This is a genomic window from Paludibacterium denitrificans, from assembly GCF_009707705.1.
Classification (GTDB): Bacteria; Pseudomonadota; Gammaproteobacteria; order Burkholderiales; family Chromobacteriaceae; genus Paludibacterium_A; species Paludibacterium_A denitrificans.
This window is the reverse complement of the sequence record NZ_WLYX01000001.1, coordinates 734,143-759,809: the sequence shown is the minus strand read 5'-3', so window position 1 is coordinate 759,809 and position 25,667 is coordinate 734,143. Positions and strand designations below refer to the sequence as shown.

General features: G+C 59.0%; 23 protein-coding genes, 1 tRNA gene and 11 pseudogenes. 14 read left to right on the top strand and 21 right to left on the bottom strand.

Annotated features, from left to right (window positions below):
• The 10 genes and pseudogenes from rapZ to GKE73_RS05155 all read right to left on the bottom strand — a co-directional run bounded on the left by rapZ (position 1) and on the right by GKE73_RS05155 (position 7,505).
• A pseudogene (gene rapZ / locus GKE73_RS05200) lies at positions 1–842 on the bottom strand (RNase adapter RapZ).
• Positions 823–1,779, bottom strand: a pseudogene (gene hprK / locus GKE73_RS05195) (HPr(Ser) kinase/phosphatase). Before hprK ends, rapZ begins: the two co-directional pseudogenes overlap by 20 nt.
• Positions 1,772–2,233, bottom strand: a pseudogene (ptsN, locus tag GKE73_RS05190) (PTS IIA-like nitrogen regulatory protein PtsN). The pseudogenes hprK and ptsN overlap by 8 nt, the downstream one beginning before the upstream one ends.
• A 118-nt stretch (positions 2,234–2,351) precedes the next feature.
• Positions 2,352–2,668, bottom strand: a pseudogene (hpf, locus tag GKE73_RS05185) (ribosome hibernation-promoting factor, HPF/YfiA family).
• A 69-nt stretch (positions 2,669–2,737) separates the two neighbouring features.
• Positions 2,738–4,148 (bottom strand): annotated as a pseudogene (locus GKE73_RS05180) (RNA polymerase factor sigma-54).
• 3 nt (positions 4,149–4,151) lie between these two features.
• Positions 4,152–4,883, bottom strand: a pseudogene (gene lptB / locus GKE73_RS05175) (LPS export ABC transporter ATP-binding protein).
• Positions 4,880–5,377: a lipopolysaccharide transport periplasmic protein LptA gene (lptA, locus tag GKE73_RS05170; RefSeq protein WP_230369342.1), complete on the bottom strand. Its 498-nt coding sequence runs from the start codon at positions 5,375–5,377 to the stop codon at positions 4,880–4,882. Before lptA ends, lptB begins: the two are co-directional and overlap by 4 nt.
• A gap of 47 nt (positions 5,378–5,424) precedes the next feature.
• Positions 5,425–5,997 carry an LPS export ABC transporter periplasmic protein LptC gene (lptC, locus tag GKE73_RS05165; RefSeq protein WP_230369341.1) on the bottom strand — a complete coding sequence of 191 codons (573 nt, stop codon included), beginning with the start codon at positions 5,995–5,997 and terminating at the stop codon, positions 5,425–5,427.
• Positions 5,994–6,521, bottom strand: coding sequence for a KdsC family phosphatase (locus tag GKE73_RS05160; RefSeq protein WP_230369340.1), 528 nt, complete (start codon positions 6,519–6,521; stop codon positions 5,994–5,996). Before GKE73_RS05160 ends, lptC begins: the two co-directional genes overlap by 4 nt.
• A gap of 8 nt (positions 6,522–6,529) precedes the next feature.
• Positions 6,530–7,505 (bottom strand): annotated as a pseudogene (locus tag GKE73_RS05155) (KpsF/GutQ family sugar-phosphate isomerase).
• A gap of 102 nt (positions 7,506–7,607) precedes the next feature.
• Here GKE73_RS05155 and GKE73_RS05150 point away from each other — a divergent pair.
• A pseudogene (locus tag GKE73_RS05150) lies at positions 7,608–9,580 on the top strand (monovalent cation:proton antiporter family protein).
• Positions 9,581–9,639: 59 nt separating this feature from the next.
• On the opposite strand, the gene GKE73_RS22590 reads toward GKE73_RS05150, so the two are convergent.
• From GKE73_RS22590 to GKE73_RS05105, 10 genes and pseudogenes are all read right to left on the bottom strand, one after another.
• Complete coding sequence (locus tag GKE73_RS22590) at positions 9,640–9,933, bottom strand: hypothetical protein (RefSeq protein ID WP_446686323.1); 294 nt, start codon at positions 9,931–9,933, stop codon at positions 9,640–9,642.
• An 80-nt stretch (positions 9,934–10,013) separates the two neighbouring features.
• A complete protein-coding gene (locus GKE73_RS22585) occupies positions 10,014–10,532 on the bottom strand; it encodes an AsmA family protein (RefSeq protein WP_312854365.1) in 519 nt (172 codons plus the stop codon).
• An 80-nt stretch (positions 10,533–10,612) separates the two neighbouring features.
• Positions 10,613–11,455, bottom strand: a complete 843-nt coding sequence (locus GKE73_RS05140) for an AsmA family protein (protein WP_230369339.1) — start codon at positions 11,453–11,455, stop codon at positions 10,613–10,615.
• Positions 11,456–11,577: 122 nt separating this feature from the next.
• A pseudogene (locus GKE73_RS05135) lies at positions 11,578–11,793 on the bottom strand (AsmA family protein); the annotation flags it as partial.
• 59 nt (positions 11,794–11,852) lie between these two features.
• Positions 11,853–11,926 (bottom strand) — tRNA-Gly (locus tag GKE73_RS05130).
• Positions 11,927–12,122: 196 nt separating this feature from the next.
• The gene (locus GKE73_RS05125) at positions 12,123–12,860 is read right to left on the bottom strand and encodes a sulfatase-like hydrolase/transferase (protein WP_230369338.1); all 738 of its coding nucleotides are present in this window, start codon (positions 12,858–12,860) and stop codon (positions 12,123–12,125) included.
• The gene (locus GKE73_RS05120) at positions 12,833–13,006 is read right to left on the bottom strand and encodes a hypothetical protein (protein WP_230369337.1); all 174 of its coding nucleotides are present in this window, start codon (positions 13,004–13,006) and stop codon (positions 12,833–12,835) included. The genes GKE73_RS05125 and GKE73_RS05120 overlap by 28 nt, the downstream gene beginning before the upstream one ends.
• Complete coding sequence (locus GKE73_RS05115; RefSeq protein WP_230369336.1) at positions 13,003–13,236, bottom strand: hypothetical protein; 234 nt, start codon at positions 13,234–13,236, stop codon at positions 13,003–13,005. Before GKE73_RS05115 ends, GKE73_RS05120 begins: the two co-directional genes overlap by 4 nt.
• Complete coding sequence (locus GKE73_RS05110) at positions 13,217–13,864, bottom strand: LTA synthase family protein (protein WP_230369335.1); 648 nt, start codon at positions 13,862–13,864, stop codon at positions 13,217–13,219. The genes GKE73_RS05115 and GKE73_RS05110 overlap by 20 nt, the downstream gene beginning before the upstream one ends.
• Positions 13,770–14,093 (bottom strand): hypothetical protein, encoded by a 324-nt coding sequence (locus GKE73_RS05105; protein ID WP_230369334.1) that lies wholly within the window; start codon positions 14,091–14,093, stop codon positions 13,770–13,772. Before GKE73_RS05105 ends, GKE73_RS05110 begins: the two co-directional genes overlap by 95 nt.
• Positions 14,094–14,508: 415 nt before the next feature.
• Here GKE73_RS05105 and GKE73_RS05100 point away from each other — a divergent pair, with 415 nt between their 5' ends.
• The 12 genes and pseudogenes from GKE73_RS05100 to greB all read left to right on the top strand — a co-directional run bounded on the left by GKE73_RS05100 (position 14,509) and on the right by greB (position 23,789).
• Positions 14,509–15,489: an asparaginase gene (locus tag GKE73_RS05100; protein WP_230369333.1), complete on the top strand. Its 981-nt coding sequence runs from the start codon at positions 14,509–14,511 to the stop codon at positions 15,487–15,489.
• A 599-nt stretch (positions 15,490–16,088) separates the two neighbouring features.
• Entirely contained in the window at positions 16,089–16,304 is a 216-nt protein-coding gene (locus GKE73_RS05095; RefSeq protein WP_230369332.1) for an RNA-binding S4 domain-containing protein, read from the top strand.
• On the top strand, positions 16,301–16,480 hold the full coding sequence (locus GKE73_RS05090) for an oxidoreductase-like domain-containing protein (RefSeq protein ID WP_230369331.1): 180 nt from the start codon (positions 16,301–16,303) through the stop codon (positions 16,478–16,480). Before GKE73_RS05095 ends, GKE73_RS05090 begins: the two co-directional genes overlap by 4 nt.
• 3 nt (positions 16,481–16,483) lie before the next feature.
• Positions 16,484–17,224, top strand: coding sequence for a PHP domain-containing protein (locus GKE73_RS05085; RefSeq protein WP_230369330.1), 741 nt, complete (start codon positions 16,484–16,486; stop codon positions 17,222–17,224).
• 153 nt (positions 17,225–17,377) lie between these two features.
• A pseudogene (locus GKE73_RS05080) lies at positions 17,378–17,994 on the top strand (L-threonylcarbamoyladenylate synthase).
• 74 nt (positions 17,995–18,068) lie between these two features.
• The gene (locus tag GKE73_RS05075; protein ID WP_230369329.1) at positions 18,069–18,710 is read left to right on the top strand and encodes a site-2 protease family protein; all 642 of its coding nucleotides are present in this window, start codon (positions 18,069–18,071) and stop codon (positions 18,708–18,710) included.
• Between the two features lie 82 nt (positions 18,711–18,792).
• Positions 18,793–19,494: a tryptophan--tRNA ligase gene (gene trpS / locus GKE73_RS05070; RefSeq protein ID WP_230369328.1), complete on the top strand. Its 702-nt coding sequence runs from the start codon at positions 18,793–18,795 to the stop codon at positions 19,492–19,494.
• On the top strand, positions 19,415–19,990 hold the full coding sequence (locus GKE73_RS05065) for a nucleotidyl transferase family protein (protein ID WP_230369327.1): 576 nt from the start codon (positions 19,415–19,417) through the stop codon (positions 19,988–19,990). Before trpS ends, GKE73_RS05065 begins: the two co-directional genes overlap by 80 nt.
• A gap of 97 nt (positions 19,991–20,087) precedes the next feature.
• The gene (locus GKE73_RS05060) at positions 20,088–20,858 is read left to right on the top strand and encodes a segregation and condensation protein A (protein WP_230369326.1); all 771 of its coding nucleotides are present in this window, start codon (positions 20,088–20,090) and stop codon (positions 20,856–20,858) included.
• A 109-nt stretch (positions 20,859–20,967) separates the two neighbouring features.
• On the top strand, positions 20,968–21,603 hold the full coding sequence (gene scpB / locus GKE73_RS05055; RefSeq protein ID WP_230369325.1) for an SMC-Scp complex subunit ScpB: 636 nt from the start codon (positions 20,968–20,970) through the stop codon (positions 21,601–21,603).
• A 605-nt stretch (positions 21,604–22,208) separates the two neighbouring features.
• Positions 22,209–23,105 (top strand): annotated as a pseudogene (locus GKE73_RS05050) (pseudouridine synthase); the annotation flags it as partial.
• Between the two features lie 129 nt (positions 23,106–23,234).
• Positions 23,235–23,789: a transcription elongation factor GreB gene (gene greB / locus GKE73_RS05045; RefSeq protein WP_230369323.1), complete on the top strand. Its 555-nt coding sequence runs from the start codon at positions 23,235–23,237 to the stop codon at positions 23,787–23,789.
• Between the two features lie 98 nt (positions 23,790–23,887).
• Here greB and GKE73_RS05040 read toward each other — a convergent pair whose 3' ends face one another.
• Positions 23,888–24,244 (bottom strand): MarR family winged helix-turn-helix transcriptional regulator, encoded by a 357-nt coding sequence (locus GKE73_RS05040; protein ID WP_230369322.1) that lies wholly within the window; start codon positions 24,242–24,244, stop codon positions 23,888–23,890.
• 279 nt (positions 24,245–24,523) lie between these two features.
• Between GKE73_RS05040 and GKE73_RS05035 the strand changes: the two genes are divergently transcribed.
• Complete coding sequence (locus tag GKE73_RS05035; protein ID WP_230369321.1) at positions 24,524–25,666, top strand: aminotransferase-like domain-containing protein; 1,143 nt, start codon at positions 24,524–24,526, stop codon at positions 25,664–25,666.
• The last annotated feature ends 1 nt before the right edge of the window (position 25,667 follow it).

Genomic DNA, 25,667 nt, shown 5'->3' with positions numbered 1-25,667 from the left:
TTATTTCGTGGCGGGAAGCTGGCGGTGGCGGATCAGAACCTGCTCATGTGCAAAAGCCCGGCCAGCTGTTCGGTGATGTAGACGGAACGATGCTGACCACCGGTACAGCCGATGGCAACTGTCAGGTAACTGCGGTTTTCGCGGCGGAAGGTAAGCAGCCATTTCGCCACCATCTGGCGAATGTCTTCCGTCATCTCCGCCACTTGCGGCGTACGCAGGAAGAAATCAATGATGGGCTGGTCTTTGCCGGTAAAAGGCCGCAGTTGCGGGTCGTAGTACGGGTTGGGCAGGCAGCGCACATCAAACAGAAAATCGGCTTCCAGCGGTACGCCATGCTTAAAACCGAATGATTCGAATGTCAGCGTCAAACGGCTGCTGTCGGCACCAACCAGTTTTTTCACCCAGTTGCGCAAACCATTGGCGGACAGTTCGCTGGTGTCAATACGGATGCCCAGCTCCTGAATGTTGGCCAATAGCTCCAGCTCCAGCCGGATGCATTCTTCCACGGTCATTGCCGAACCGGAAAGCGGGTGTCGGCGACGGGTCTCGGAAAAACGTTTGACCAGCGTTTCTTGCTTGGCTTCCAGAAACAGCAGGCGCACATCAACGCCGCGCTCGCGCAGCTTCAGCACTTCCGTTGGTAGTGCTCCCAGTGATGGGCTGGAGCGGGTGTCAACACTGATGGCGATTTCATCGTAGCCATAATCGCTATACAGCGTCAGCGCTTCCGGCAACATGGTGGCGGGCAGATTGTCGACGCAATAAAAGCCCGAATCTTCCAGTGCCCGCAAGGCCACGGACTTGCCCGAGCCGGACAGGCCGCTAATCAAAATCAGGCGCATTTTCCTGTTCCCGCAGGAAATTGGTGTGGCGTTCGATGAATTCACGCGTGCTGTCGATGCCACGCAGCTGCAGGATGTAGTTGCGCACCGCGGCTTCCACCAGCACGGCCAGGTTGCGACCCGCTGCCACCGGCAACACTACCTTGCGGACGGTAACGCCAAGAATATCCTGCGTTTCCGACTGGATGTTCAGGCGATCCAGCGCCTGCATGGCCTGATCGCTGGCCTTCATCAGATGAATGATCAGCTTGAGTACTTTTTTCGGGCGGACGGCGGTTTCGCCAAACACGGTACGGATATTCAGGATGCCCAGACCACGCACTTCCAGAAAATCGCGCAGGAGCAGCGGGCAGCGGCCTTCCAGCGTTTCCGGGCCAACCCGGTAGAGCTCCACCGCATCATCGGCAACCGGGCCATGGCCGCGCGAGATCAGCTCCAGCGCCAGCTCGCTCTTGCCCATGGCGGAATCGCCCATGATCAGCACGCCAATTTCCAGCACGTCCAGAAACACACCATGCAATACGGTGGAAACTGCCAGCATGCGCGCCAGATAGATGCGCAGCACATCCATCAGATACGGGCTTTCCAGCGGCGTGCTCATCAGTGGCACATTGTGGGCCCGGCAGTAGTCGCGTAACAGCGTTGGCGCTTCCGGCCGTTGGCCACAATCACGACCGACATGCTCTTGTAGAACAGCTGGTCTAGCGCGGTTTTGGCCGCAGACTGTTCCAGCCGGTTCAGGTAATCCACTTCGGCCAACCCCAGTACCTGTACGCGGTTGGGGTGAATGAAGTTGAGGTGCCCCACCAGCGCCAGCGTTGGGCGTTGTTCATCATTACCAATGACATTGTCGGCGCCACCGGTGCTCAGCAACCCATTGCAGATTCAGTTTCTGGTGGTTGTCCTGATAGAGCTTGCGGACGCTAACGCTAGGCATGTGGCGTCCATTCAGTCAGCAAGCGGTAGAGGTCATCTTCGCTGGCGGCGCTTAACAGTTGCTCCCGCATCTGCTCTACTGGAAAACAGCTGGGCCAGTTCGGACAGCAGCTGCAAGTGCAGGTCGGTCGCTTGTTCCGGTACCAGCAGGACAAACAGGCTTTGCACCGGCTTGGCATCCGGTGCATCAAATGGGATCGGATTCTTCAGGCGGATGAATAGCCCGACGGCTTCTTTCAGCCCCTGTGCGCGGCCATGCGGAATGGCCACGCCTTGCCCCAAACCGGTAGAACCCAGTTTTTCACGGGCAAACAGACAATCAAAAATTTCGCTGCGTGCGATGCCGTGGGTGTTTTCAATCATAAGGCCCACCTGCTCGAATACGCGCTTTTTGCTGGCGACATCCGGTCCAGAAGAACATGGTCCCGCGACAGGATTTTCCCGATAAGGCTCATAGTGGGTGGTATTGCAGCTTGAAAAACCCGGCAATTCTACGTTGCGGGGGACATGCTTAAAAAGCCCCTTGGCAAACAAAAACGGGAACCCTGAGGTTCCCGCTGTTTTTTCAATGGGTTACAGTGTCTCTTCTGGCAGCGTGCCGCGGTGTTCACCCTGCTTTTCCTTGTGCTTGAGCACTTGGCGATCCAGTTTGTCCACCAGCGCATCAATGGCCGCGTACATGTCAGCGTCGGTGGCTTCAACATGCACATCCTTGCTTAAGCAAGGTGTACGTTCACTTCTGCCTTTTGCACCAGTTTGTCTACCGACAGGGTGACGGAAATCCCGACAACATTGTCGACGTGACGGGTAACCCGTTCCAGCTTGGTTTCAACATATTCGCGCAGCGACGGGGTAACTTCAAGGCGCAGGCCGGTGATTTTCAGGTTCATACCGTACTCCTTACTTGTGTTGCATCCCGGCCGGAAGCGGTCCGGGAATGGTTTATTCTTGTTGCTGCCTTACAGGGACTTTCGCAGGTTAACCGGTGGTATCTGCATAGCTTCACGATACTTCGCTACCGTGCGTCTTGCAACCTGTATCCCCTGCTTGGCCAGTTCATCGGCAATTGCGCTATCGGACAGTGGCTTGGCGTGATTTTCCGCATCGATCATGCGGCGGATATGGGCCTTGATGGCGGTAGCCGAACACTCGCCACCGCTATCGGTTTCCAGAGAGCTGCCGAAGAAATATTTCAGCTCGAACAGGCCACGCGGGCAGAGCAGGTATTTGTGGGTGGTAACCCGGGATACCGTCGATTCATGCAAGCCCAATTCATCTGCGATGTCGCGCAGAATCAATGGCCGCATGGCCACTTCACCCTGTTCAAAGAACGCTTGTTGCCTTTCGACTATAGCTTCCGATACTTTCAGGATGGTGTCAAATCGCTGCTGTATGTTCTTGACCAGCCACTTGGCCTCTTGCAGGCGTGACGACAATTCGCCCGCGCCACTGCGGTTTGCTGCCAGCATCTGCGCATACATCTGGTTGACGCGCAGCCGCGGAATGGCGCCATTGTTCAGCTCGGCTACCCAGTGTCCCTTGCGCTTGCGCACAGTGACATCCGGGATGACATAGTGCACATCTTCATGCCCAAAGAGGCGGCCGGGCGTGGGTTGAGGCGGGCAATTAGCTGTTGTGCGGTTTTCAGCGTGCTGTCGTCCACACTCAGCTGTCGCTTGAGCCGGGTGTAGTCGCGGTTGCCCAAGAGTGAGAGATGCTGGGTGACGATGGTGTGTGCCAGCTCACGCCCCGGCTCGCTGGCGGGTAAGCGGGCCAGTTGCAGGCTGAGCGACTCGGATAGTGAGCGGGCGCCGACACCGGGGGGTCGAACTGCTGCAGCAATTTCAGCCCAATCATCAGCTCATCGGCTTCCAGCTCCAGTTCCAGTGGCAGGTGACTGGCCAGTTCTTCCAGATCCTGCGTCAGGTAGCCGTCATCGTCCAGCTCTTCGATCAGCAACTGCACAATGGCGTTGTCGCGCGTCGGCAGGGCAATTTCGCCCAGCTGCGCCAGCAGGTGTTCGCGCAGGCTGACGGGGCAGGGCACATTGAGCATCGGGTCGAACTCGTCATCGCCATCCTGACGGCGACTGCCGCTGCCGCCCCAGTCGAGCAGTTCTCCGGCTGAACTGTCCCGGCTGTCGGCCTGTTCGTCTTTGCTGTCTGATGCAGGCGTGTCCTCGCTTTGCGCCGGGCTCTCCGCTGGCGAGGTGGGGTCCTCGCTGCGTTCCAGCATCGGGTTGTCCAGCAGGAACTGCTCCACTTCGGCCTGCAGGTCGAGGGTGGAGAGTTGCAGCAGCCGGATCGACTGTTGCAACTGCGGAGTCAGCGTGAGCTGTTGCGAAACTTTGAGCTGTAGAGACTGTTTCATGGGCTACAGGTGGAAATGTTCGCCCAGATAAACCTGACGAACCTTCTCGTTGTTGACCAGCTCTTGTGGGTGGCCGGAAGCCAGCACGGAGCCGTCGCTGATGATATAGGCCCGGTCGCAGATGCGTAGCGTTTCTCGCACGTTGTGATCGGTAATGAGAATACCGATGCCGCGTTCCTTGAGAAAGGAAATGATTTTCTGGATGTCGATGACGGCAATCGGGTCGACGCTTAAAAAACGGTTCGTCCAGCAAGATGAAGCGCGGACGCGTGGCCAGTACGCGGGCGATTTCCACGCGACGACGTTCGCCGCCGGACAAGGACAGCGCGCTGTTCTCACGCAGGTGAGCGATATTCAGGTCGTCGAGCAGCACGGTGAGTTCCTGTTGCAGCTCTTCGCCCTTGAAACCGGAAATCTCCAGAATGGCGATGATGTTTTCTTCCACCGTCATCTTGCGGAAGATGGAGGCTTCCTGCGGCAAATAACCCAGCCCCATGCGCGCCCGCTGATGGATGGGCAGGTGGGTGATGCGGGTGCCGTTGAGGGTGATTTCCCCGTCATCAGCGCCGATCAGGCCAACAATCATGTAGAAGCTGGTGGTTTTGCTTAAGCACCGTTGGGGCCGAGCAGGCCAACGACTTCACCGCTTTTGATGTCCAGCGCCACGTCCTTGACGACGGTGCGCTTCTTGTAACGTTTCTTGAGCCGTTCAACCTTGAGTACGCTGTCTGTCATTTCGGCTTTCCGTCAGATTTGGCGGGGGCGCTGCTGGGCGGCGTGGCATTCTTGGGCTGCAGGATTACCGTGACACGGCCCTTGTTGGGGGCGCTGCTCGGACCACCGTTGACCTGATACAGCTCGGTTTCGGTGTTGTAGGTGATGACGTTGCCGATTACCAGATCCTCGCCGCGTTTGACGCGGGCATTGCCGGTCAGCACAGCCAGATGAATGGCGCTGGTGTAGTCGAGCACACTGGACTGGCCTTCCACCCATTCGTTCTTGCCGTCCATTTTCTGGCGGAAGGTGACGATGCGGCCGGTGGCGTGCATGGTCTGGTTGCCCTGTTTGTCTTGCGTGACGGTGACATGGTCGGCGTTGAGCTTGAGCGTGCCCTGAATCACCACGACATTACCGGACCAGGTGGTCACGCCCTTGAGCTGATCCAGGCTGCCGGTATTGGCGGTGATTTCGATGGGTTTGTTGCGGTCGGCTTTTTCGGCATGGGCCACGGGCAGCAGCAGGCTGCTTAACCAGCAGGAGGCCCAGCAGGTGGCGGTTACGGTTCATAAATAACCTTTGCGTGTGACAGCAGGTTCAGTTGCCCGGCTTGCTGTTCGTAGACAAAGCCGACGGAGTTGGCCACCGACTTGCCATAGTGAATCGTGGTGGGTGCTTGTGACTTGGCGATGCGTTGCTGGGTGTCAACATGCATGGCACTGGTCAGTACCCGGGTTTCCGGTCCCCGGGCAGAGGCAGGGCGGATCAGGGTGACCTTGCGGTCAAAAAACGCCTGTTTGGTTTTATTGTTGTAGCGGCCACTATCGCCCACGGCCTGATATTGCAGTATGCCTTGCTGGTAGACGCGCATATCCGGCTGGTCGAAGTAGACATCGGCTTTGCCGGGGTATTGCCACATGCGGCTGGCGACCAGCCGGTCCTGCAAGCTACCTTCCGGGCTAAAGCGGGTGGCAGTGAAGTTTTCTGCCACGAACTCCGGCTTGTTCGGGTCCAGTTCGCGCTTATTGGGTTCCCAGCGCGAAATCTGGTCGAGCCACAGCGTCAGCAGCGCGGTCAGGCCGATCAGCAGTACCGGGAACACCCGGTGGGAACGCATCAGGCTGGTGATCATGCTAAAAACCCGGCGATGATGGCATCAAAGGTGCCTTGCGCCTGCATGATCAGTTCGGCCACTTCGCGTACGGCGCCGTGCCCGCCCGGGCTGCCGGTGACGTAATGCGAATGTTGACGCACCAGTGCCGAGGCATCCGGTACGGTTACGGCGAGGCCGACACGGCGCAGGATCGGCAGGTCGATCAGGTCGTCACCGATGAAGGCGCATTGTTTGGCGGTGAGGCCGGTTTCGGCCAACAGTTCATCCAGCGCCACTTTTTTGTCGCGTACGCTTAAGCAATAGTAGTAGTCGATGCCCAAGGCGCTGGCGCGGTGTTCGACACAGCGGTCGGCACGGCCGGAGATGATGGCCAGTTTGATATCGGTGGTCTGCAGCAGTTTCAGCCCCAGCCCGTCTTGCACGTAAAAGGATTTGCTCTCTTCACCTTGCGCATTGTAGTAAATGCGGCCGTCGGTGAGCACGCCGTCCACATCCATGATCAGCAGGCGGATATTGCGAGCCAGTTCGTTGAGCGTTTGCATAGTTGTCCTTACACCACGCCCGCCTTGAGCAGGTCGTGCATGTGAACCACGCCAGCCAGCTTAGCCAGCGTCGTCGGTCGCCAGAATGGCGGTGATCTGGTGTTGTTCCATCAGGCGCACCGCTTCGGTTGCCAGTTTGTCTTGATGGATGGTACGCGGCTGGCGGCTCATTACCTCGTCGATGGTCAGATCGTACAGGTTGGCCGAACGCTCGAGCGTGCGGCGCAAGTCGCCATCGGTATAGATGCCGTGGATTTGTGCGTCGGCATCGACCACTACCACCAGGCCCAGACGTTGGCGCGACATTTCCATCAGCGCGTCTTTCAGCGGCGTGCCCGGTGCGACGCGCGGCAGTTCGTCGCCGTGATGCATGACATCGCGCACATGTACCAGTAACCGGCGCCCCAGACTGCCGCCCTGGGTGCGACAGGGCAAAGTCTTCCTTGTCGAAGTGGCGGGCATCGAGCAGTACCACGGCCAGTGCATCGCCCAGCGCCAGTGCGGCGGTGGTGCTGGAGGTGGGGGCCAGACCCAGCGGGCAGGCTTCCTTGTCCACATGCGCATTCAGATGAATGTCCGCTTCGCGGGCCAGCGTCGAGGCCGGTCATGGCGATGATGGTGATGCCCTTGCGCTTGAGCGCCGAGCAGCAGGGCGATGATTTCTTCGCTTTCGCCCGAGTTGGACAGCGCCAGCAAGACATCGCTGTGGGTGATCATGCCCAAGTCGCCATGCGCCGCTTCTGCCGGGTGCATGAAGAAGGCGGGCGAGCCGGTGCTGGCCAGCGTGGCGGCCAGTTTTCGGCCAACGTGTCCGGATTTGCCGATGCCAGTCACCACTACCCGCCCGCTGCAGGCGAGTATCGCATCCACGGCTGCCGTGAAGTCGGCACCCAGTGTGCGGGACAAGGCGAGGATGGCATGCGCTTCGGTATCCAGAACTTCTTGCGCTAATTGCAGTCGTTTTTGCTGTAGTGGCTTTTCCATAGGGTAAAAGTATATCAAGGTTATAATCGGCTGGCTCACAGCCTGGTGTATCTTTTGCTTATCGATAACAGTTTGACCTGATCACGGGACTCGTCTGGATTCATGCATTCATTAGCCCCCATCGTTTTTGTCCTGTTGGCCGCCGTGTTGGCGGTGACCTTGTGCCGCCGCCTGAAAGTACCTGCCATGCTGGGCTATCTGGTGGTGGGGTTCATTGCCAAACCCCGGCGTGTTGCAACTGGTACCGCAAGGGCCGCAAACGCAGTTTCTGGGCGAGATCGGCATCGTGTTCATGATGTTCTCGATTGGTCTGGAGTTCTCGCTGTCCAAATTGCGCGCCATGCGCCAGCTGGTGTTTGGCGTGGGGCTGGCACAAGTGGTGGCGACCTTGCTGCTGATTACCGGCGCCATTGGATATCTGACTGGCAGTACCCGGCCGGGTTCGCGGTGGGGGGCGCCTTGGCGATGTCTTCCACGGCGATTGTCAGCAAATTGCTCACTGAACGGCTGGAGCTGAACCAGCCACACGGCCAGTTGGCCATTGGCGTGTTGCTGTTTCAGGACATCGCGGTGGTGCCGCTGCTGATCCTGTTGCTTAAACTTTTGCGGGCGGTAGCGAGAGCCTGTGGCTCGACACGGGGCTGGCGGCGCTCAAGGTGGTGGTGGTGATGGCGTTGCTGTTGTTTTTCGGCCAACGTCTGATGCGGCCATGGTTCACCTTGGTGGCACGGCAGCGCTCCGGTGAGTTGTTCATGATCAATGTGCTGCTGGTCACCTTGGGGGTGGCGTGGCTGACCGAGCTGTCGGGCCTGTCGCTGGCGCTGGGGGCGTTTGTTGCCGAGCGATGCTGATTTCCGAAACCGAATACCGTTATCAGGTGGAAGAGGATATCAAGCCGTTCCGCGATATCCTGCTCGGCTTCTTCTTCATTACCGTCGGCATGCGTGTAGAGCTGTCGGTGCTGTACGAGCGTTTTGGCGATGTCCTGCTGATGCTGGCGCTGTTGGTGCCGGTGAAACTGGCGATTGTGTTTGGGCTGGGGCGGGCCTTTGGTCATAAGCCGCATGATTCGATGCGTGGCGCGCTGGCGCTGGCACAGGGCGGGGAATTTGGTTTTGTCCTGCTGGCGCTGTCCGGTTCGCTCGGTTTGATCAGCGCCGCCACGCTGCAGGCGGCAATTGCGGCGATTTTGCTGTCCATGCTGCTGGCGCCGTTCCTCATCATCCACGGGGAAAAAATTACCCGCAAGCTGATCAAGCAGGACTGGATGATGCAGGCGGTGGATTTGCACCAGATGCTGGTGGAAAGCATGGCCAAGAGCGATCACGTGCTGATTTGCGGCTATGGCCGCAGTGGTCAGGCGCTGGCTCGCCTGCTGGAAACCGAAGGCATCTCGGTGTTTGCCACGGATATGGACCCGGAGCGGGTGCATAAGGCAGGTGAGGCGGGCGACCCGGTGATGTTTGGCGATGCTTAAAAAAAGGAGGTGTTGCTGGCCGCCTACTTGCAACGCGCCAAGGCGGTGGTGATCACCTTTACCGATACCCACATGGCGCTACGGATTCTGCATGCGGTGCGTCAGGTAAGCGAGACCCTGCCGGTGATCGTGCGCACCCTTGATGATGTCGATATGCAGACCCTGCGTCAGGCCGGTGCCGACGAGGTGGTGGCCGATGTGATGGAAGGCAGCCTGATGCTGGCGTCGCAGGCGCTGATGGTGCTGGGTGTGCCCCTCAACCGCGTCTTGCGGCGCATTCGTACCGTGCGTGAGCACCGTTACAACCTGTTCCGCGGCTTCTTCCGTGGCGTCAGTGATAATGGCGATGGGCTGGACGAGGCGCAACAGCTGCGTTTGTGGAGCATTCAGGTCTGCTCCGGTGCGGCGTCGATTGGCCGTACGCTAGGCGAACTCAAGCTGGAGGACCTTGGGGTAGAGGTCAAGGCCGTACGTCGGCACCGTAGTAAGCAGGGTGGATCTGGACGCCGATTTTATCGTTGAGGAAGGGGATGTGCTGGTGGCGCTGGGTGCGCCCGACCAGCTGGCGCAGGCCGAGGCCCGTATTCTGGAAGGCTGATCAAGACATCCAGCCAAGGTTGGCCGAAGGATGCGGTTTCGGCCAACCCTGTCTGCCGGTTACGGCAGGATGGTGGTGATCTGCTTCTTCAGTTCCTGCTTGAGCGCCTGCTGTTTTTCGCCTTCAGTCTTCTTGCCTTTGACCATGGCGTTGTAGTCCAGCGCATACACCGGCGCGTTGATCGGCCCGGTAATCTTCAGCGGGACATCGATACCCTTGAAACGGCTGAACTCATGCGGGTTGGCCTGCACGTCCATGGTGTAGTCGATGATGTTCTGCTTGAGATCCAGCTTGCCATTGCCGTTGACGTTGACCAGTTGCGAGGCCAGTTTCATGTCCCGGCTGCGCGCCACGCCCTGATCCAGATGGAAGCTGGCCGATAGCGTGGAGAAGGTGGTCTTCTGGCCGTCCTGCGCGGTGGCATTCCAGCCTTTCAGTTCCGCCTAAGCAGGTTTTTCAGTGCGGCTACCAAGTCAATCCCGTTCAGCGCCCCTTTGTTCAGGCTCATCTGTACCGATCCGGTCAGCGCGTTGCGCAATTCGGCAAACGATTTGCCATCGGCATTGACGTCCACCTGACCGTTGCCCTTGCCATCCAGTCGATTGAAGTTGAACAGGTCAACCAGTAGCGGGCGGATGTTCATGCCTTTGAGCGTCTGCTTCAGTTGCAGGTGCGGGGTGTCGCGGCGTGACAGCAGCGCATCCCCCTGTAAGCGGCCTTCATAGATATCCGCCGACATCTGGTCCAGTTCCAGTTCGTGTGGATTGATGCGCACATCGCTGCTGACATTGTTGATACGGAACCGGCCCACTGCCAGTTCGCCAACCGATACCTTGCCGGTCAGATCAAAAAAATCCAGCCAGTCCAGCGCCAGCGGCTTGGTATCCTGGAAGATGGCCACCGGGTTGCCCTTGGCTTCCGGCAGATAGCGGTTGAGGTCCAGCTTGCCCACTGACAGGGTTGCTTCGTGGCGCGGCCGCATCAGGCCAAACTGGGTGACATTTACCGACAGGTTGGAGCCATCCAGCTGGCTTAGCTACATGCAGATCGAAGCGTGGTTCGTCGATGTTGCCATCCAGTGAGCCGCTCATGCTTGATTGCAGCGTGCCGCGCGGCAGCGCCGGGGTACTGATGGCGGCGGTCAGCGTTAACGGCTGCATGTGCAGTTGTTTCAGGCCGATGATGGACAACGGCGAGTTCAGTTTGACATTGACACGGGTTTTGCTTAGCCAGCCAGTTGAAATTGCCTTTGAGACGATCAGCATAAAGACCACTTTGGTCCAGCTTCAGGCTGTCGAGCGTGGTATCCAGCTGATACTCGCTGTGTGCGTACACCAGTTTGGCGCTGAGCTTGCCGGACGGCATGGTGATTTCGCGGAAGCTGGCGTTCAGCGTCGGCAGGGTCAGGTGCACTTCGCTGCTGGGGCGCTCGCTGTGGAAGGTGATGGCGAGGTTCTGGCCGGTGGTTTGCAGCGTGGCAAAATTGAGTTTGAACTGTCCGTTCAGCGTCAGCTTGCTTTCGCCCAGTCCTTGCACATTGGACAGCGCGACGGCTTCCAGCTGTTCCAAATCGACCTGATCATCCTGAATGGTGAGCGGGGTGTTGATCGCCAGACGTACCGGCCGTTTGTTGTCGGCCAACAGCGCTCCGGCCGACAGGCTGGCGCTGTCGCGCAGATTGTCGGCATCCAGATTGATGCTTTCCAGCCGGGTGCTGGTTTTGGAGCCTTGATCATTGACGATCAAGGTGCCTTCCCGGATGGCAACCGTATCCAAGCGGATGGTGATGCCGGGTTGATGGCGGCGCTGAAACAGGTCGGCAATCGACAGCCTGCCATCGCTGTCGCGCTCGATATGGGCGCTGACACCATGCAAGCCGATAGCCTTGACTTCTTTACGGCCAAAAAACAGCGGCCACCAGGCCGGTGGACATTGGCCTGCTCGATACGGGCGAATGGCGTGGTTTGGCCCGGCTCAGTAATGATGATGTGATCAATGTCGATGCCCGGCGAGGGAAACAGGCTGGGGGAAATACGACCTTCGATCTGTATCTGACGATGCGTATCTTGCAGCGCGTGTGTCAGGGCGGTGCGTACGCGGGTTTCGTCAAACTGCCAGAAGATCAGCGATTGCACCAACACCGCCAGCGCGAGCACGGCGGTCAGTCCGTAAACGGTAATGCGAAGCCACAACCGGCCAGAGTTCCATTTCATCTGTATCTACTCGGGGAGGGCCATGCAAGAAGGCTGGACTAGTGTGAAGATAAAGGGTCTGGAGCGGGTGAAGGGAATCGAACCCTCGTCGTAAGCTTGGGAAGCTTCTGCTCTACCATTGAGCTACACCCGCCTATTGAAGTGTGCGAATTTAGCCGTTTTTGTCCAATTTGGCAAGTCTGGTTGACGGTGTGGAGGAACCACGCACCGGCGGCTTCGGGCAACTGCGGTGCGGCTTAGCCCTCTGCGTAGCCTTGAGGCTGGAAGGGCCGGAGATTGAAGTGGCGGCGCCAACAGGGTGGGCCTGCCACCCTGCAATCGCCAGTGACTCAGTGATTTTTCCGGTTGGCCTGCTGGCGGATGTACCAGTCCATCAGACCAACATAGGCCTGTTCCTTGCGGCGCATCGATTCCAGCGTAGCCGGGCAGTCGGCACCCTTGCACGGAACATATTCCTTGCCGGTTTTTTTCATGAACTGTTTTTTCGTAATGTCCGGCACGGCGCCGTCCCCGGTTAAGGCCACGTCGTATACCGACAGCGCCACGCCGTTTTGTCTGGCATTGGCCGCCAGCAGGTTTTGGCCGCTGCGGTAGTACGCGGTATCGGATAGCGCCAGATTGATCAGAGTGGGGAAAATATCCCGGTGCGAGCCATAAACCGAAGCGTCGACATGCCAGTTTGCTTGATAGGCGGATGGCACATAAAGCATCAGCGGCACGCCGTAATTGTGCAGGATGTCATCGGTGCCGGTGTAGTGATAGAACGACCGGGTGTTGTGGTCGCCGGTCATGCCGATGATGGTGCGGGAGCCAAAATCGGCATCGCTGACATGATGAACAAACCAGCCAAGCGCATCGGTTTGGTATTGATAGCTTTTCAGGATGCTTTCGGCGTAAGGCCGGTCTTTATTCACGTTGCCTTGGTAAACGCTGTAGTCCACCGGGAGAATGTGGTAGTCCGGCGGCGTGGTGTAGGGCGGATGGGCGGTGGTTGAGAGTATATAGACAAACAGTTTTTGCCCTTTGGCCTCTGCCGCTTTCAGCCGCTGTTCGACATAGCTGAACATGTAGCCATCATAAACACCCCGGTGGTCAGGCTGCGCCCGGCCGCCGGATTGGCCTTGATGATGGTGTTTTGATCGGCCACTTCATCAAACCCTTGCACCGGCAGGCGATTGGACAGGTTGCGCCACATGCCCGAGCCGGAGGTCACAAACAGCGTATGGTAGCCGTTATGTTTGAACGGCCGGCGATGGAACTGCCATACGGCTTGAAGCCGTAACTCGATTGGGTGAGCGGCGTGATCGGCGTGTTGAGGATCAGGCTTTCGAGGCTGGGATGTGTGCCGTATTGCGACGAGGTAAAGTTTTTATACCAGACCAGCTTGTCCAGCTGATTGGCCAGTTCGCCCATCACATTGTTTTTAGCCGACTGATAATCCATCAGGTGCTGTCCCCAGCCTTCCATCTGGCAGAACACGACATGCGGCGGATGCTTGGCCAGCCAGGGGATTGACAGCGGTTTTTGCAAACAGCGCGTTTTCCACCTGATTTTCTTCTGTAGCCGGTAAGCCCAGTGCTTTGGCCGCCGCCAGTGCCGACGGATAGCCCATCTTTTTCAGCGTTACCGCCGGATCACCATCCAGTGCCTGCTGTTTTCGTTCACTGTAGGCAATGTAGAGCGCCGTCATGCCGTTGGGGACGGAGGCATTGACCAGAGGATTGGTGCTGATGGCCATATCCATTTCTCTTAACGGGAAAATCCCGAGCGAGCCACGGATGAGCACGGCCATGATGACGATATGTAAGGCGATGGCCAGCCAGATGCCGCGCCGGGAGGCGTGCCGGGCAAACTGCCGGGTGGCGAGAGCGTTAATGGCGCGGTAGGAAACATAGGTCGCGACACTGATACAGGCGATCAGGGTGACGAAGGGGTAATCATCCCAGACGGTATGCAGCACGGCCGATGTGTCGTCTTCAAACAGCCCGAAAATAATGGCGTTGATCGGCGACTGATAAAACCCGTAGTAATACAGGTTGATGATGCCGATCAGCGAAAAAATAAACAGCACGCTGATGAGTGCCAGACGTAGCGCGCGGGTTTTCTGGTGCTGAAATTTTTCTGGCACCAGGGCGAACGAGCAAGCCGACGAGGCTGAACAAGGCGCCAACGATAGCGCCAATTTTCAGGTCGAACCGTGCGCCCAGAAGCAAGGCGTGGGGCCATTCACCCAGCGCGTCAAGCGACGGCAGTGGCTTGGCATAAAAAGCAATCAAGGCCAGACGCAAGGCAAAAAACATGATGGCAGCGGCAATGATGATGCCCCAACTGGCCTGCAAGGCATAGAACGATGGCTTGATGGACGTGCTACGTGACGGGCTTGGGGCCGTAAAAAAGTTTTTATTCATTGCAGTGATGGCACGAAATGCCGACTAGCGTAGGTTGTGTTGGGTGAGAAACGGAGCTGTGCATCGGCTCAAGACGCAACGGCAGTTTTGCAGATGCCTCGCACGGTGATGGCCGCCTTGCGCGTTGAGCGGGCGAATGGGCGAGTTTACCAAAGTTAAACAAAAGTTAAACAAAAGTTCACCAAGGTGATGGCGGATACGTGTAAAGGCGCTTGCTGAAGCCGGGTGATTGAGTGAGAGGCGCAGATGTCGGTCTGGCGGGCTTGCGGTAGTATCCGCGCATTGTGATGGGTTAAAGGATTGCGCTATGTGTCGTCTGCTTGTGCTGTATACCGGGGGAACCATCGGCATGGCGGCTACGCCGCAGGGGTTGGCCCCGCAGCCGGGTTTGTTGTCCAAACCGTTGCAACGGCTGGCCCCTGCCGACGTCGAGATGACCGTGCTGGAATATCCACAGCTGATTGATTCGGCAGCCATCACGCCCGCGCACTGGAACCGGATGATCGACGACATCAGTGCGCATTACGCCGCGTATGACGGCTTTGTCATCATCCATGGCACGGATACCCTCGCTTATAGCGCCAGTGTGCTGGCCTTTGCCCTGCGCGGGCTGGGCAAGCCGGTGGTCCTGACCGGCGCCCAGTTGCCGCTGGGACACCCGCGCTCGGATGGCTGGAGCAATCTGGCGGACGCGCTGACGGTGGCACAACAGGCGGATTTGCACGAGGTGGTGATCGCCTTTAACCGCCAGGTGCTGCGCGGTTGCCGTGCGCGCAAGCTGGATGCCGCCAGCTTTGCCGGTTTTGCCACGCCGAATGCGCCAAGGTTGGCCGAATTCGGTATCGCGGAGCAGTGGCAACGCCAGCATTGGCGTCAGGCCGCCGAACCATTCCGGCCGCAACGGCTGGATGAATCTGTCAATATCGGTTGTTTCTTCCTGACGCCCGGTGCCGGTGCTCGCTGTATTGGTCAGGCGTTGCAGGCTGGTGATCTGCATGGCGCGGTGCTGATGAGCTATGGCAATGGCAACGCACCGGCCGATCCGGTATTGCTGGAAGGCGTACGGAGCCTGAGTGCGGCAGGCGGTGCCGTGCTGAATATCAGTCAGGTTTTGCATGGTGCCGTGCAGGTTGGCGCCTATGCCGCCAGTCAGCCGCTGGCCACCGCTGGTGCGGTGAGCGGGGGCGACATGACGCCCGAAGCGGCCTTGGCCAAGCTGCATGTACTGTTGTCATCCGGCCTGCGCGGCGAGGCGTTACGTGCGGCGCTGAGCACCCCGATTGCTTAAGCGAATTGACGGCGTAGCGCACGGCTTGGCATGGTTTGGCTGGCTGCTTAAAAAATGGGCAGGCAAGGTTTTTGTTTGTGCATCAAGGTATTGGCGAACTTGTCCACAGACGCTCCACATGACTTTTCACTGGCCATGTGAGTAATCCCGGTGTTTGCCTAAAAAATAACCAGCCAGATAAAAATATTTTGTGATCAACACGTTGCCGTGCCTGTCCACAGCCTGCGCACAAGGCTGTCCCCGTGCCCTGTGAGAATTTCCGGTACAGGGGACGGGCCGCGTATAATTGGCGTGATGCCTGAGGTTGGCCGAACGGTGGAAACGGCTTGGAGTTACGCGGCGGCCGTGGCTGGACAGTCGCGGCGGCGGCCAGTATTGCGTGCTGATTAAATTTTAATCAGGTAGTGCAAAAGTCTTTTATCTCAGCCACTTGTCCCCATTTTCCACAAACGGCCCACAGCGTTGTTACCTGCTGGCGTGGATTGTACCGGGGGCGGGTGCCTAAAAAACAGGCAGTTTAAAAATAATGAAGTTTCTGAACGACTTGCCGCGGCTATCCACAGCCGATGCACAGTGCTGTCCAGAACAGGTGTGAAAAAATGAACGAAACCTATCAACTGCGCACCGATTACATCGCGCTGTGCGATTTGCTCAAGACCTGCAGCGTGTGCGATTCCGGTGGCGCGGCCAAACATTTCATCGCCGAGGGCCATGTCATGGTCGATGGCCAGCAAGAGTTGCGCAAAACCTGCAAGATCCGCGTGGGGCAAGTGGTGTCCGGCGATGGCTTTACCATTCATGTGGTGGCAGCATGAGCGACGATTTTGATCCCATGCCGGAAGCACCACAGCCGCCAGCCGACGACGAATGTTGTGGCAGCGGCTGCGAGCCGTGCGTGTGGGATCGTTACACGGCGGAGTTGGCCGAATACCGCGTCAAATTGGCGGCCCGGCAACTGCGCCAGGCGGCTCAGGCGCCGACAGGAGAGTAGCCGGTGTCCAGTATCGACCTGCATTTTCACTCCAACGCCTCCGATGGTGCGCTGGCGCCTGCCGAGGTGATTGCCCGTGCAGCCGAGCGCGAGGCCACGCTGGTGGCGCTGACCGACCACGATTGCACCAACGGGTTGGCCGAAGCGCGAGCCAGCGCGCTGGAGCTGGGCTTGGGTTTCTTGAATGGCGTTGAGGTGTCGGTGACCTGGAGCGGCAAGCATACGGTGCACATTGTCGGCTTGGGTATTGATCCGTCCAATGCCGTGTTGGCGGCCGGGTTGCAGTCCATCCGCGATGGCCGGGTCAACCGGGCGCGCGAGATGGGCGAATCGCTGGCCAAAATCGGCATTGCCGGGGCGTTTGACGGTGCCATGGCGGTGTGTGACAACCCGGAAATGATCGGGCGCACGCACTTTGCCCGTTTTCTGGTGGCAAGCGGGGAGGTCAAGGACGTGCGCACCGTGTTTCGCAAATACCTGACACCCGGCAAGCCCGGTTATGTGCCGCACCAGTGGGCCAGTCTGGCTGATGCCGTTGGCTGGATTTGCGCGGCAGGCGGCATGGCGGTTATTGCTCACCCCGGCCGCTATGATTTTGGCCGCACGCTGACCGAGCGGTTGATTCTGGATTTCAAGGACGCGGGCGGTGAGGGGATAGAAGTCGCCAGTGGCAGCCACAGTCTGGACGACCGCCATAAATATGCCCTGATTGCCCAGCGTTACGGGTTGTATGCCAGCGCTTAAGCGATTTTCATGCGCCGGGGCGAGGGCGGGCGCGATGTGGGGAGAACCGATGACCTGCCGCCGATCTGTCGGCTTAAGCATGGGAAGCATTGGCCGATCGCATCGCCCATCCCTCTAACGACAGTTGATTTGAGTTAGAAAGCCAATACACACATGGCACAGTTTTTTGTCATTCACCCGGAGAATCCGCAACAGCGGTTGATTCGCGAGGCGGTAAAGATTTTCCGCGAAGGCGGCGTCGTGGTGTACCCCACCGACTCCTGCTATGCGCTCGGTTGCATGCTGGGCGACAAGAAGGCGATGGAGCGCATCCTGCAGATTCGCCAGATCGACCTCAAGCACCATCTGACGCTGGTGTGCCACAATTTGTCCGAGCTGGCCAATTACGCCAAGGTCGATAACGCCCAGTTCCGTTTGCTCAAGGCACGCCGGGCAGCTATACCTTCATTCTGGAGGCCACCCGCGAAGTGCCGCGCCGCACGCTGCACCCCAAACGCTCCACCATCGGCCTGCGCGTGCCGGATAATCCGATTGCACTGGCGCTGTTGGAAGAACTGGGCGAGCCGATCCTGTCGTCCACGCTGTTGCTGCCGGGCGATGAAGAACCGATGACCGACCCCTACGAAATACGCGAGCGGCTGGAAAACCAGGTGGACCTGATCATTGACGGCGGCTGGTGCAGCACGCAAACCTCGACGGTGATCGACCTGACCAATGGCATCGAGCTGGTGCGGGTCGGCAAGGGCGATCCGGCGCTATTTGGCCTCTGAGCGGCCAAGCGGAACCAAAGGTTGGCCGAACAGCCCAATCGACTCACATTGACAGCCTTTTTGAAGAAAGACTTATGGGCGAACTCACCCTTGTACAACAAATCACGGTCTGGGCCTTGCCGGTCCTGTTTGCCATTACCCTGCATGAAGCGGCCCACGCCTATGCGGCCAAGCATTTTGGCGATGCCACCGCTTACATGATGGGGCGCATGACGCTCAACCCGCTCAAGCACATCGACCCGATCGGCACCGTGCTGCTGCCGTTGCTGTCGATCACGCTGGGCGGTTTTATCTTTGGCTGGGCCAAGCCGGTGCCGGTCAACTTTAGCGCGCTGCGCAATCCGCGCGTCAGCTCGCGCTGGGTGGCGGCGGCCGGTCCGCTGGCCAATCTGGGCATGGCAGTGATGTGGGCGCTGTTTTTCCGTCTGGCCATCAGCATGGATAACAGCTATAGCGAGCCGCTGCGCCTGATGAGCCGGGCCGGTATCAGCATCAATATCGTGCTGATGGTGCTCAACCTGTTGCCCATCTTGCCGCTGGACGGCGGCCGCATACTGGAAAGCCTGTTGCCGCCGGGGCTGGCCTACAAGTATTCACAGCTGGAACCCTATGGCATGTGGATACTGATTGCGCTCATCGCCACCGGCATGCTGTCCAGCATCCTGCGTCCATTCTATGCCTTGGTGTATGCTCTGCTCGGCCCGCTGCTGCATTGATGCCGCCGCTTAACTGGCCTGCCGCTGGGCCGGTGCACCACTGCTTTTCTGCTAATTACCATTATCCGGGATAACACAACACATGTTTGCCAACCGCATCCTGTCCGGCATGCGCCCCACGGGCAGCCTTCACCTTGGCCATTACCATGGCGTCATCAAGAACTGGGTCGAGCTGCAACAGACTCATGACTGCTACTTCATGGTGGCCGACTGGCATGCGCTGACCACCAACTACGACGATGTGTCCATTATTCAGAAAAGCATCTGGGACATGGTGATCGACTGGTTGGCAGCTGGTGTGGACCCGGAGCAGTCCACCATCTTCATCCAGTCGCGGGTGCCGCAGCATGCGGAACTGCATCTGGCCCTGTCCATGGTGACACCGCTGGGCTGGCTGGAGCGCGTGCCCACCTACAAGGATCAGATCGAGAAGCTGTCGACCAAGGATCTGGGCACCTATGGTTTCCTCGGTTACCCGTTGCTGCAGGCGGCCGACATCCTGGTTTACAAGGCCGGTTTGGTGCCGGTGGGCGAAGACCAGATCCCGCACGTGGAGCTGACGCGCGAAGTGGCACGGCGCTTCAATCACCTGTTTGGTCGTGAACCGAATTTTGAAGAACTGTCGCTGGCCGCCGTGAAGAAAATGGGCAAGAGCGGCAAAACCTTTGCCCAGCTACGCACCAGCTATCTGCAAGGCGGTGACAATGAAGCGCTGGCGGCTGCGCGCGAGCTGCTGGCCGGTAGCCAGAACCCGGGCGCCGCCGACCGCGAACGGCTGGCTTAGCTGGCTGGAAAACAAGGGCAAGACCATTCTGCCTGAGCCGGAGGCGCGCCTCACTGCGGCCTCGCGCATGCCGGGGCTGGATGGCAACAAGATGTCCAAATCCTACGGCAACGCCATCACCATGCGGGAAGACCCGGCCACGGTGACCAAGAAAGTACGGGCCATGCCCACCGACCCGGCACGCGTGCGCCGTACCGATCCGGGCAGCCCGGAAAAATGCCCGGTTTGGCAGCTGCATCAGGTCTATTCCGATGACAACACCCGCGAGTGGGTCAAGCAAGGCTGTACCAGCGCCGGGATCGGCTGTCTGGATTGCAAACAGCCGGTGATCGAAGGCGTACTCAAAGAGCAGCAGCCGATGTTCGAACGCGCCGAAAAGTATCTGTCCAACCCGCAATTGGTGAAAGAAATTGTGGAAGAAGGCAATGCCAAGGCCGAGAAAATCGCCCGTGCCACCATGTGCGACGTACGTGCTGCCATGGGCTTGGGCTACTGATACGGCAACCTGCACTGGTTGGTCTTTGCGCGGAATGACTCCATGAACGACACGGCGGTTGCCGAGTTCCAGCTAACGCCCCCGACCTTGCGCCGGGGTGCCGCTGGCGCACGTGTTCGGCCAACCTGTACTGGAGTTGCCGCAGGATCTGTTCATTCCACCGGATGCACTACAGGTCATTCTCGACAGTTTCGAAGGCCCGCTGGATTTGCTGCTGTACCTGATCCGCAAGCAAAACCTCGACGTGCTGAATATCCCCATGGCGCAGATTACGGCGCAATACATGGGCTACATCGACGCCATGCGCGCTGACCGTCTGGAACTGGCAGCGGAATACCTGCTGATGGCGGCGTTGCTGATCGAAATCAAGTCGCGCCTGTTGCTGCCGCGCCCGGTGCTGGATGACGAGGGCGAGCCGGACGATCCGCGTGCCGAGCTGGTTCGCTTACTGCTGGATTATGAGCAGATGAAACTGGCGGCGCTGGAACTGGACAAGCTGCCGCAGGCCGACCGCGATTTCGCTTGGCTCGCGGTCTTGATCGAGCAGGGCGCTGAGCAGCGCCTGCCCGAGGTCAGCCCGATTGATTTGCGCCAGTCTTGGCTCGCCATTCTGTCGCGCGCCAAGCACAACCGCAGCCATAAGGTGGAGAAGGATGAGCTGTCGGTACGCGAGCAGATGAGCTGGATCCTGCGCTATCTCGACGGGCGCGAGTACGTGCCGTTTGAAGCCCTGTTTGAGGTGGAAAAGGGCGTGGCGCACTTGGTGGTCAACTTCATCGCCGTGCTGGAACTGGTCAAGGAAGGCATGATCAAGGTCAGCCAGGAAGCGGCCTATCAGCCGATCTATATCCGCCCGGCCGTGGTATGACGGAGCATGCTGTGGCAAGGTTGGCCGAAAAGCCGTTGCGATGTCTGCACACCGGCAAAAAATCGTGTAAAATCCGCGCCTTCCTGCGCAAATAAATTGCCTGCGACCGATGTCCACCACCATCACAGACCTCAACTATCTCAAGATTGTGCTGGAAACCGCCTTGCTCACGGCGCAGGAGCCGCTGACGGTGGCACAGCTGAAAAAGCTGTTTACCGAGGACATCAAATCCGCGTTGCTCACCGAGCTGCTGGAAGATATCCGCCTCAGCTGGCGTGGCCGCGGAATCGAGCTGGTCAAGCTGGCATCCGGTTGGCGCTTTCGGGCGCGCGCCGAGTTCACGCCCTATCTGGCTCGGCTTAATCCGGAAAAGCCGCCGCGCTATTCGCGTGCGGTCATGGAAACCTTGGCGATTATCGCCTACAAACAACCTGTTACCCGTGGTGATATCGAAGCCATTCGTGGCGTTTCGGTGGCCACCAGCGTGATGCAGACCCTGCTGGAGCGGGGCTGGATCGAAGTAATCGGGCACAAGGACGTGCCCGGACGGCCGTGGCTGTATGCCACTACCCGCAAGTTTCTGGATGATCTGGGGTTTGTCTCACTCAAAGACCTGCCCCCGCTCGCCGATCTGGGAACCTTGGTGGTGCCGGAGTCTACGCCGCAAGAGGTTGGCCGAAACCCAGCCGATGAAACTAGCCCCCTCGATGATGAGGCGGACAACTTGCTGCCTGTTGCAGAGTAAACGCTACCTTGCCTGACTGACTGGCCGATGTGCTCATGCGCATCGCGCTGGCCGTATCGGGCCACGCCGAGCCGTTTCTGCGGGCGCCTTAATAGTGAAAGAATGACAAGCATGTCGAAAGAACGTAACCACGCCCGCCAGCCGGTGGCGCGTGTCAAAGGTCGTGAATCCTCTTCTCCGCGCTACCCGGATGCGCCGCGCGGCAACAGCTTTGGCTCGTCGCGCGGCAAGCCCAACGGCTTCGGCAAGGGGCGCGGTGCGCAGGATGGCAATGCCAATTTCCCAGCCGCTGGCCGTCGCCAGCCGCTGGCCGATGGGCAACAGCCGCAGGATAACTCTGCACCGCTGTTCAAGATGAGCCGCCGGAAATGGCTCAGCAGCAACTGCGCCAGCAACGCGGTGAAGGCCGTGCCGCTGGTGGTCGCGGTCGTGCCGGTCAGGATGGCCGACGCGATGAACGCGGCAATGCGCGTAGCCCGTATGGCGACAAGCCTGCCGGTAATCGTCGCAATCCGGCAGGTCAGTACGCTTGAACACGAACGCCGCTTTGGCAACAAGACCTTTGCCACGCCGACCGGAGAGGGCGATCTGTCGCCGCGCCAGGAACGTCGCCTCGACAAAGGCCGGGCAAGCCGCTGGTGCAAAAAGCCAAGAAACTGCGCTTGCGTAGCCCCAGTCAGGAAATCAAGGAAAAATCCCTGCGCTTGCGCGAAGCCCGTGTCGATCTGGATGACATCGACGCCATCCGCCTGCAAAAAGCGCTGGCCGCTTCCGGTGTCGGCTCGCGCCGCGAGATGGAAGAGTGGATCGAAGCCGGTCTGGTTATGGTCAATGGCAAGAAAGCCCAGCTGGGCGACCGCGTTGGCCCGCGCGACCGGGTGACGGTGAAGGGCGATGCCATCAAGCTCAAATGGCCGGATCGTCTGCCGCGCATCATCATGTATCACAAACAGGAAGGCGAAATCGTCAGCCGCGATGATCCGGAAGGCCGTGTCAGCGTGTTCCAGCGCCTGCCGCAAGCCAAATCCAGCCGCTGGGTGGCCATTGGCCGTCTGGACGTGAATACCTCCGGCCTGTTGCTGATCACCACCAGCGGCGAGCTGGCCAACCGCATGATGCACCCGAGCTTTGAGGTGGAACGCGAATACGCCGTGCGCGTGCTGGGTGAACTGACGCCGGAAATCATGAAGGAAATGACCGCTGGCGTGGAACTGGACGACGGTCCGGCGCATTTCGAGCGCGTCTATCAGCGCGGCGGGGCCGACGAGAGCGCCAACCAGTGGTACAACGTGGTGATCAAGGAAGGCCGTAACCGTGAAGTGCGTCGCATGTTCGAACACTTCGGCCTGACGGTGAGCCGCCTGATGCGCGTGCGTTTTGGCAACATCGGCCTGCCGCCGCGCCTCAAGCGTGGCCAGTTCTACGAGCTGAATCAGGCCGAAGTGGCCGCTGTGATGAAGTGGTCTGACCTTACCATCACCGGTCGTAAAAAACCGCGCTAAACCGCGTCAGCCAACCGTGGTGGTGATTCGGCCGCCACGGCTGCCGCCAGATGATAATGGTGAAACGGAAGAGCCGGTGGGTGCGCGGACACCAGCCGGTTGGCAAGGTTTAACAGGGTCGAGGCAATCATGAGCAAGGCTTTTACCAAGGAAAGCGACGACGAGCAGGACGACGACTTGCCCGCCGAGCAGCGCTTGTTAGCTTCCAGCAAGAACTACATCACGCCCGGCTGGCAGCGGCTGAAAGATGAGCTGTACCATCTGGTCCACCGCGAGCGGCCGGAAATGGTGCAGATCGTCAACTGGGCGGCGAGCAATGGTGATCGTTCGGAAAACGGCGACTATCTGTATGGCAAACGCCGTTTGCGCGAGATCGACCGGCGCATCCGTTTCCTCACCAAGCGGCTGGAGTTGGCCGAAGTGGTTGATCCGGAACGCCGTGAAGCGACCGATCAGGTATTCTTTGCCGCGACCGTGCTGATCCAGCGTGGTGATGGCAGCGAACAGCGGTTGCGTATTGTCGGCGTTGATGAAACCGACCTGAGCCGTGGCCATATCAGCTGGATTTCACCCATTGCGCGTACCTTGATCAAGTCACGCGAGGGGGAAACGGTTTATTTCCGTGGCCCGGACGGCGAGGAAGAAATCGAAGTGCTGGAAGTCAGCTATCAGCGTATCGAATAATCAATCTGGCCACGGCCTCTGACCGTGGCGGTAAGGTTGGCCGAACGGGCTAGCTTTGCTGCAGGCGACCTGCCAGACCGCGGTTGACGGCAATCCAGCTAAGCAATGCTGCTGTCTCCCGCCAACTCAAAGGCCTGCTGTAACAGCTTCACCTGCTCGCGGTGCAGCATCTCCTCCAGTTTTTTCCCCTCACTGGTCAAGGTCAACTCCTTGACGCGCTTGTCGTGGCGCGCGGCACGCGAGTCGATCAGTCCCATTTCCACCAATTGGCGCAAGGGCATGTTGATGGCCTGCTTGGTGACGCCCAGCGCACCGAGCAGATCCTTGACCGACAATCCGGGATAGCGGGCGACAAAAAACATGATGCGATGATGCACACGCGCCAAACCGCGTTTGGCTAGAATTTCGTCCGGTCTGCCGGTGAACATCATGTAGGCATGGAAGAAAGCTTCCATGGTGGCGCGCAGATCGATGCGACTTGCTGAGTCTGACATATTGACGACGGCCCTGCTTGAGGGGTAAATTAGGTCAAAAAAATTGACATTTATTCCAGAGAAGCGATAGTAGCACGCTTTTTGATCATTATCATTGAGGCTGTCATGGCCTGACATTCTGCCTCGGTGCGGTTCCTTGTCCACCCGACGCCGCTCCGGAGCCTTGGATGTTCCCGTTGGCGTATTACCCGCTGCCACGGTCAAAGCAGGACGCTCCGGCATGACACTTGGGAGATTACCATGTTTTCAGAACGTATCGAACGTCTGACCGGCTCACTGATCCGCGAGATCCCGGCAGCCGCCCAGCGTCCGGAAGTGATTTCCTTTGCCGGTGGGCTGCCTGCGCCGCAATGCCTGCCGGAACTGGATTTCAGCGGGGTGCCGCAGGCGTTGGCCCAGTACGGTACCACCGAGGGCGAACCGGAGTTGCGCGAATTGATCGCCGAACAGGCCCGCGCGATTGGCGTGCCGTGCAGCGCCAATCAGGTATTGATCCTGTCCGGCTCGCAACAAGCCATTGACCTGACCGCCAAGCTGTTCATCGATCCGGGTACGCCGGTGGTGACCGAAGGCCCGACTTATCTGGCCACCATGCAGGCTTATGGTCTGTTTGGCGCGGATATTACCGCCGTGCCGCAGGAAAATGGCGAACTCAATCCGGCTAGTCTGGCTGCGGCGTTTGAACGCGTGAAACCGCGCCTGACCTACCTGATTCCGAGTTTCCAGAACCCGTCCGGCGCCTGTTATTCCGCCGCTACGCGGCAAGCGTTGGCCGAAGTCATCGACGCGGCTGGTGTGCCGGTACTGGAAGACGATCCGTACCGTGAGCTGAGCTACGACGGCGTGGCCCCGGCACCATTGGTCAGCCATCTGAAGAGTGCGCCGTGGATCTATTCCGGCTCCTTCTCCAAGACGCTGGCACCGGGCTTGCGCGTAGGCTACCTGATTGCTTCACCCGATCTGTACCCGTATCTGGTCAAGCTGAAGCAGGCGATGGATTTGCACACCAACCGCATCGGCCAGTGGTTTATGGCCAAGTGGCTGAAGAGCCCGGATTATCCGCAGCATCTGACCAACTTGCGGGCCACTTACAAAGTGGGGCGCGATGCGATGCAGGCGGCGCTGGAGAAACACTTTGCTGATCTGGCCGATTGGCAAATGCCCAAAGGCGGCCTGTTCTTCTGGTTGACCCTGAAAAAACCGCAAGATACCCGCGAAGTGCTGAAACGGGCGCTGGAGCAGAATGTCGCCTTCATGCCGGGTGAGCCGTTCTATCCCGATCCGAACGCCGGTATTGGGCACCTGCGGCTCAACTTCAGTCATACCGCGCCGGAACGTATCGACGAAGGCATTGCGCGTCTGGCTGCGCTGATCCGCGGTTAAG

Coding starts and splice junctions, on each gene's coding strand:
- lptC (WP_230369341.1), bottom strand. CDS start 5,997: ATGATCACCAGCCTGATGCGTTCCCACCGGGTGTTCCCGGTACTGCTG.
- GKE73_RS05160 (WP_230369340.1), bottom strand. CDS start 6,521: ATGCAAACGCTCAACGAACTGGCTCGCAATATCCGCCTGCTGATCATG.
- GKE73_RS05125 (WP_230369338.1), bottom strand. CDS start 12,860: ATGTTCAGCTATGTCGAACAGCGGCTGAAAGCGGCAGAGGCCAAAGGG.
- GKE73_RS05115 (WP_230369336.1), bottom strand. CDS start 13,236: ATGGATTATCAGTCGGCTAAAAACAATGTGATGGGCGAACTGGCCAAT.
- GKE73_RS05105 (WP_230369334.1), bottom strand. CDS start 14,093: ATGTTTTTTGCCTTGCGTCTGGCCTTGATTGCTTTTTATGCCAAGCCA.
- GKE73_RS05100 (WP_230369333.1), top strand. CDS start 14,509: ATGTGTCGTCTGCTTGTGCTGTATACCGGGGGAACCATCGGCATGGCG.
- GKE73_RS05095 (WP_230369332.1), top strand. CDS start 16,089: ATGAACGAAACCTATCAACTGCGCACCGATTACATCGCGCTGTGCGAT.
- GKE73_RS05090 (WP_230369331.1), top strand. CDS start 16,301: ATGAGCGACGATTTTGATCCCATGCCGGAAGCACCACAGCCGCCAGCC.
- GKE73_RS05075 (WP_230369329.1), top strand. CDS start 18,069: ATGGGCGAACTCACCCTTGTACAACAAATCACGGTCTGGGCCTTGCCG.
- trpS (WP_230369328.1), top strand. CDS start 18,793: ATGTTTGCCAACCGCATCCTGTCCGGCATGCGCCCCACGGGCAGCCTT.
- GKE73_RS05065 (WP_230369327.1), top strand. CDS start 19,415: ATGAAGCGCTGGCGGCTGCGCGCGAGCTGCTGGCCGGTAGCCAGAACC.
- scpB (WP_230369325.1), top strand. CDS start 20,968: ATGTCCACCACCATCACAGACCTCAACTATCTCAAGATTGTGCTGGAA.
- greB (WP_230369323.1), top strand. CDS start 23,235: ATGAGCAAGGCTTTTACCAAGGAAAGCGACGACGAGCAGGACGACGAC.
- GKE73_RS05040 (WP_230369322.1), bottom strand. CDS start 24,244: ATGGAAGCTTTCTTCCATGCCTACATGATGTTCACCGGCAGACCGGAC.
- GKE73_RS05035 (WP_230369321.1), top strand. CDS start 24,524: ATGTTTTCAGAACGTATCGAACGTCTGACCGGCTCACTGATCCGCGAG.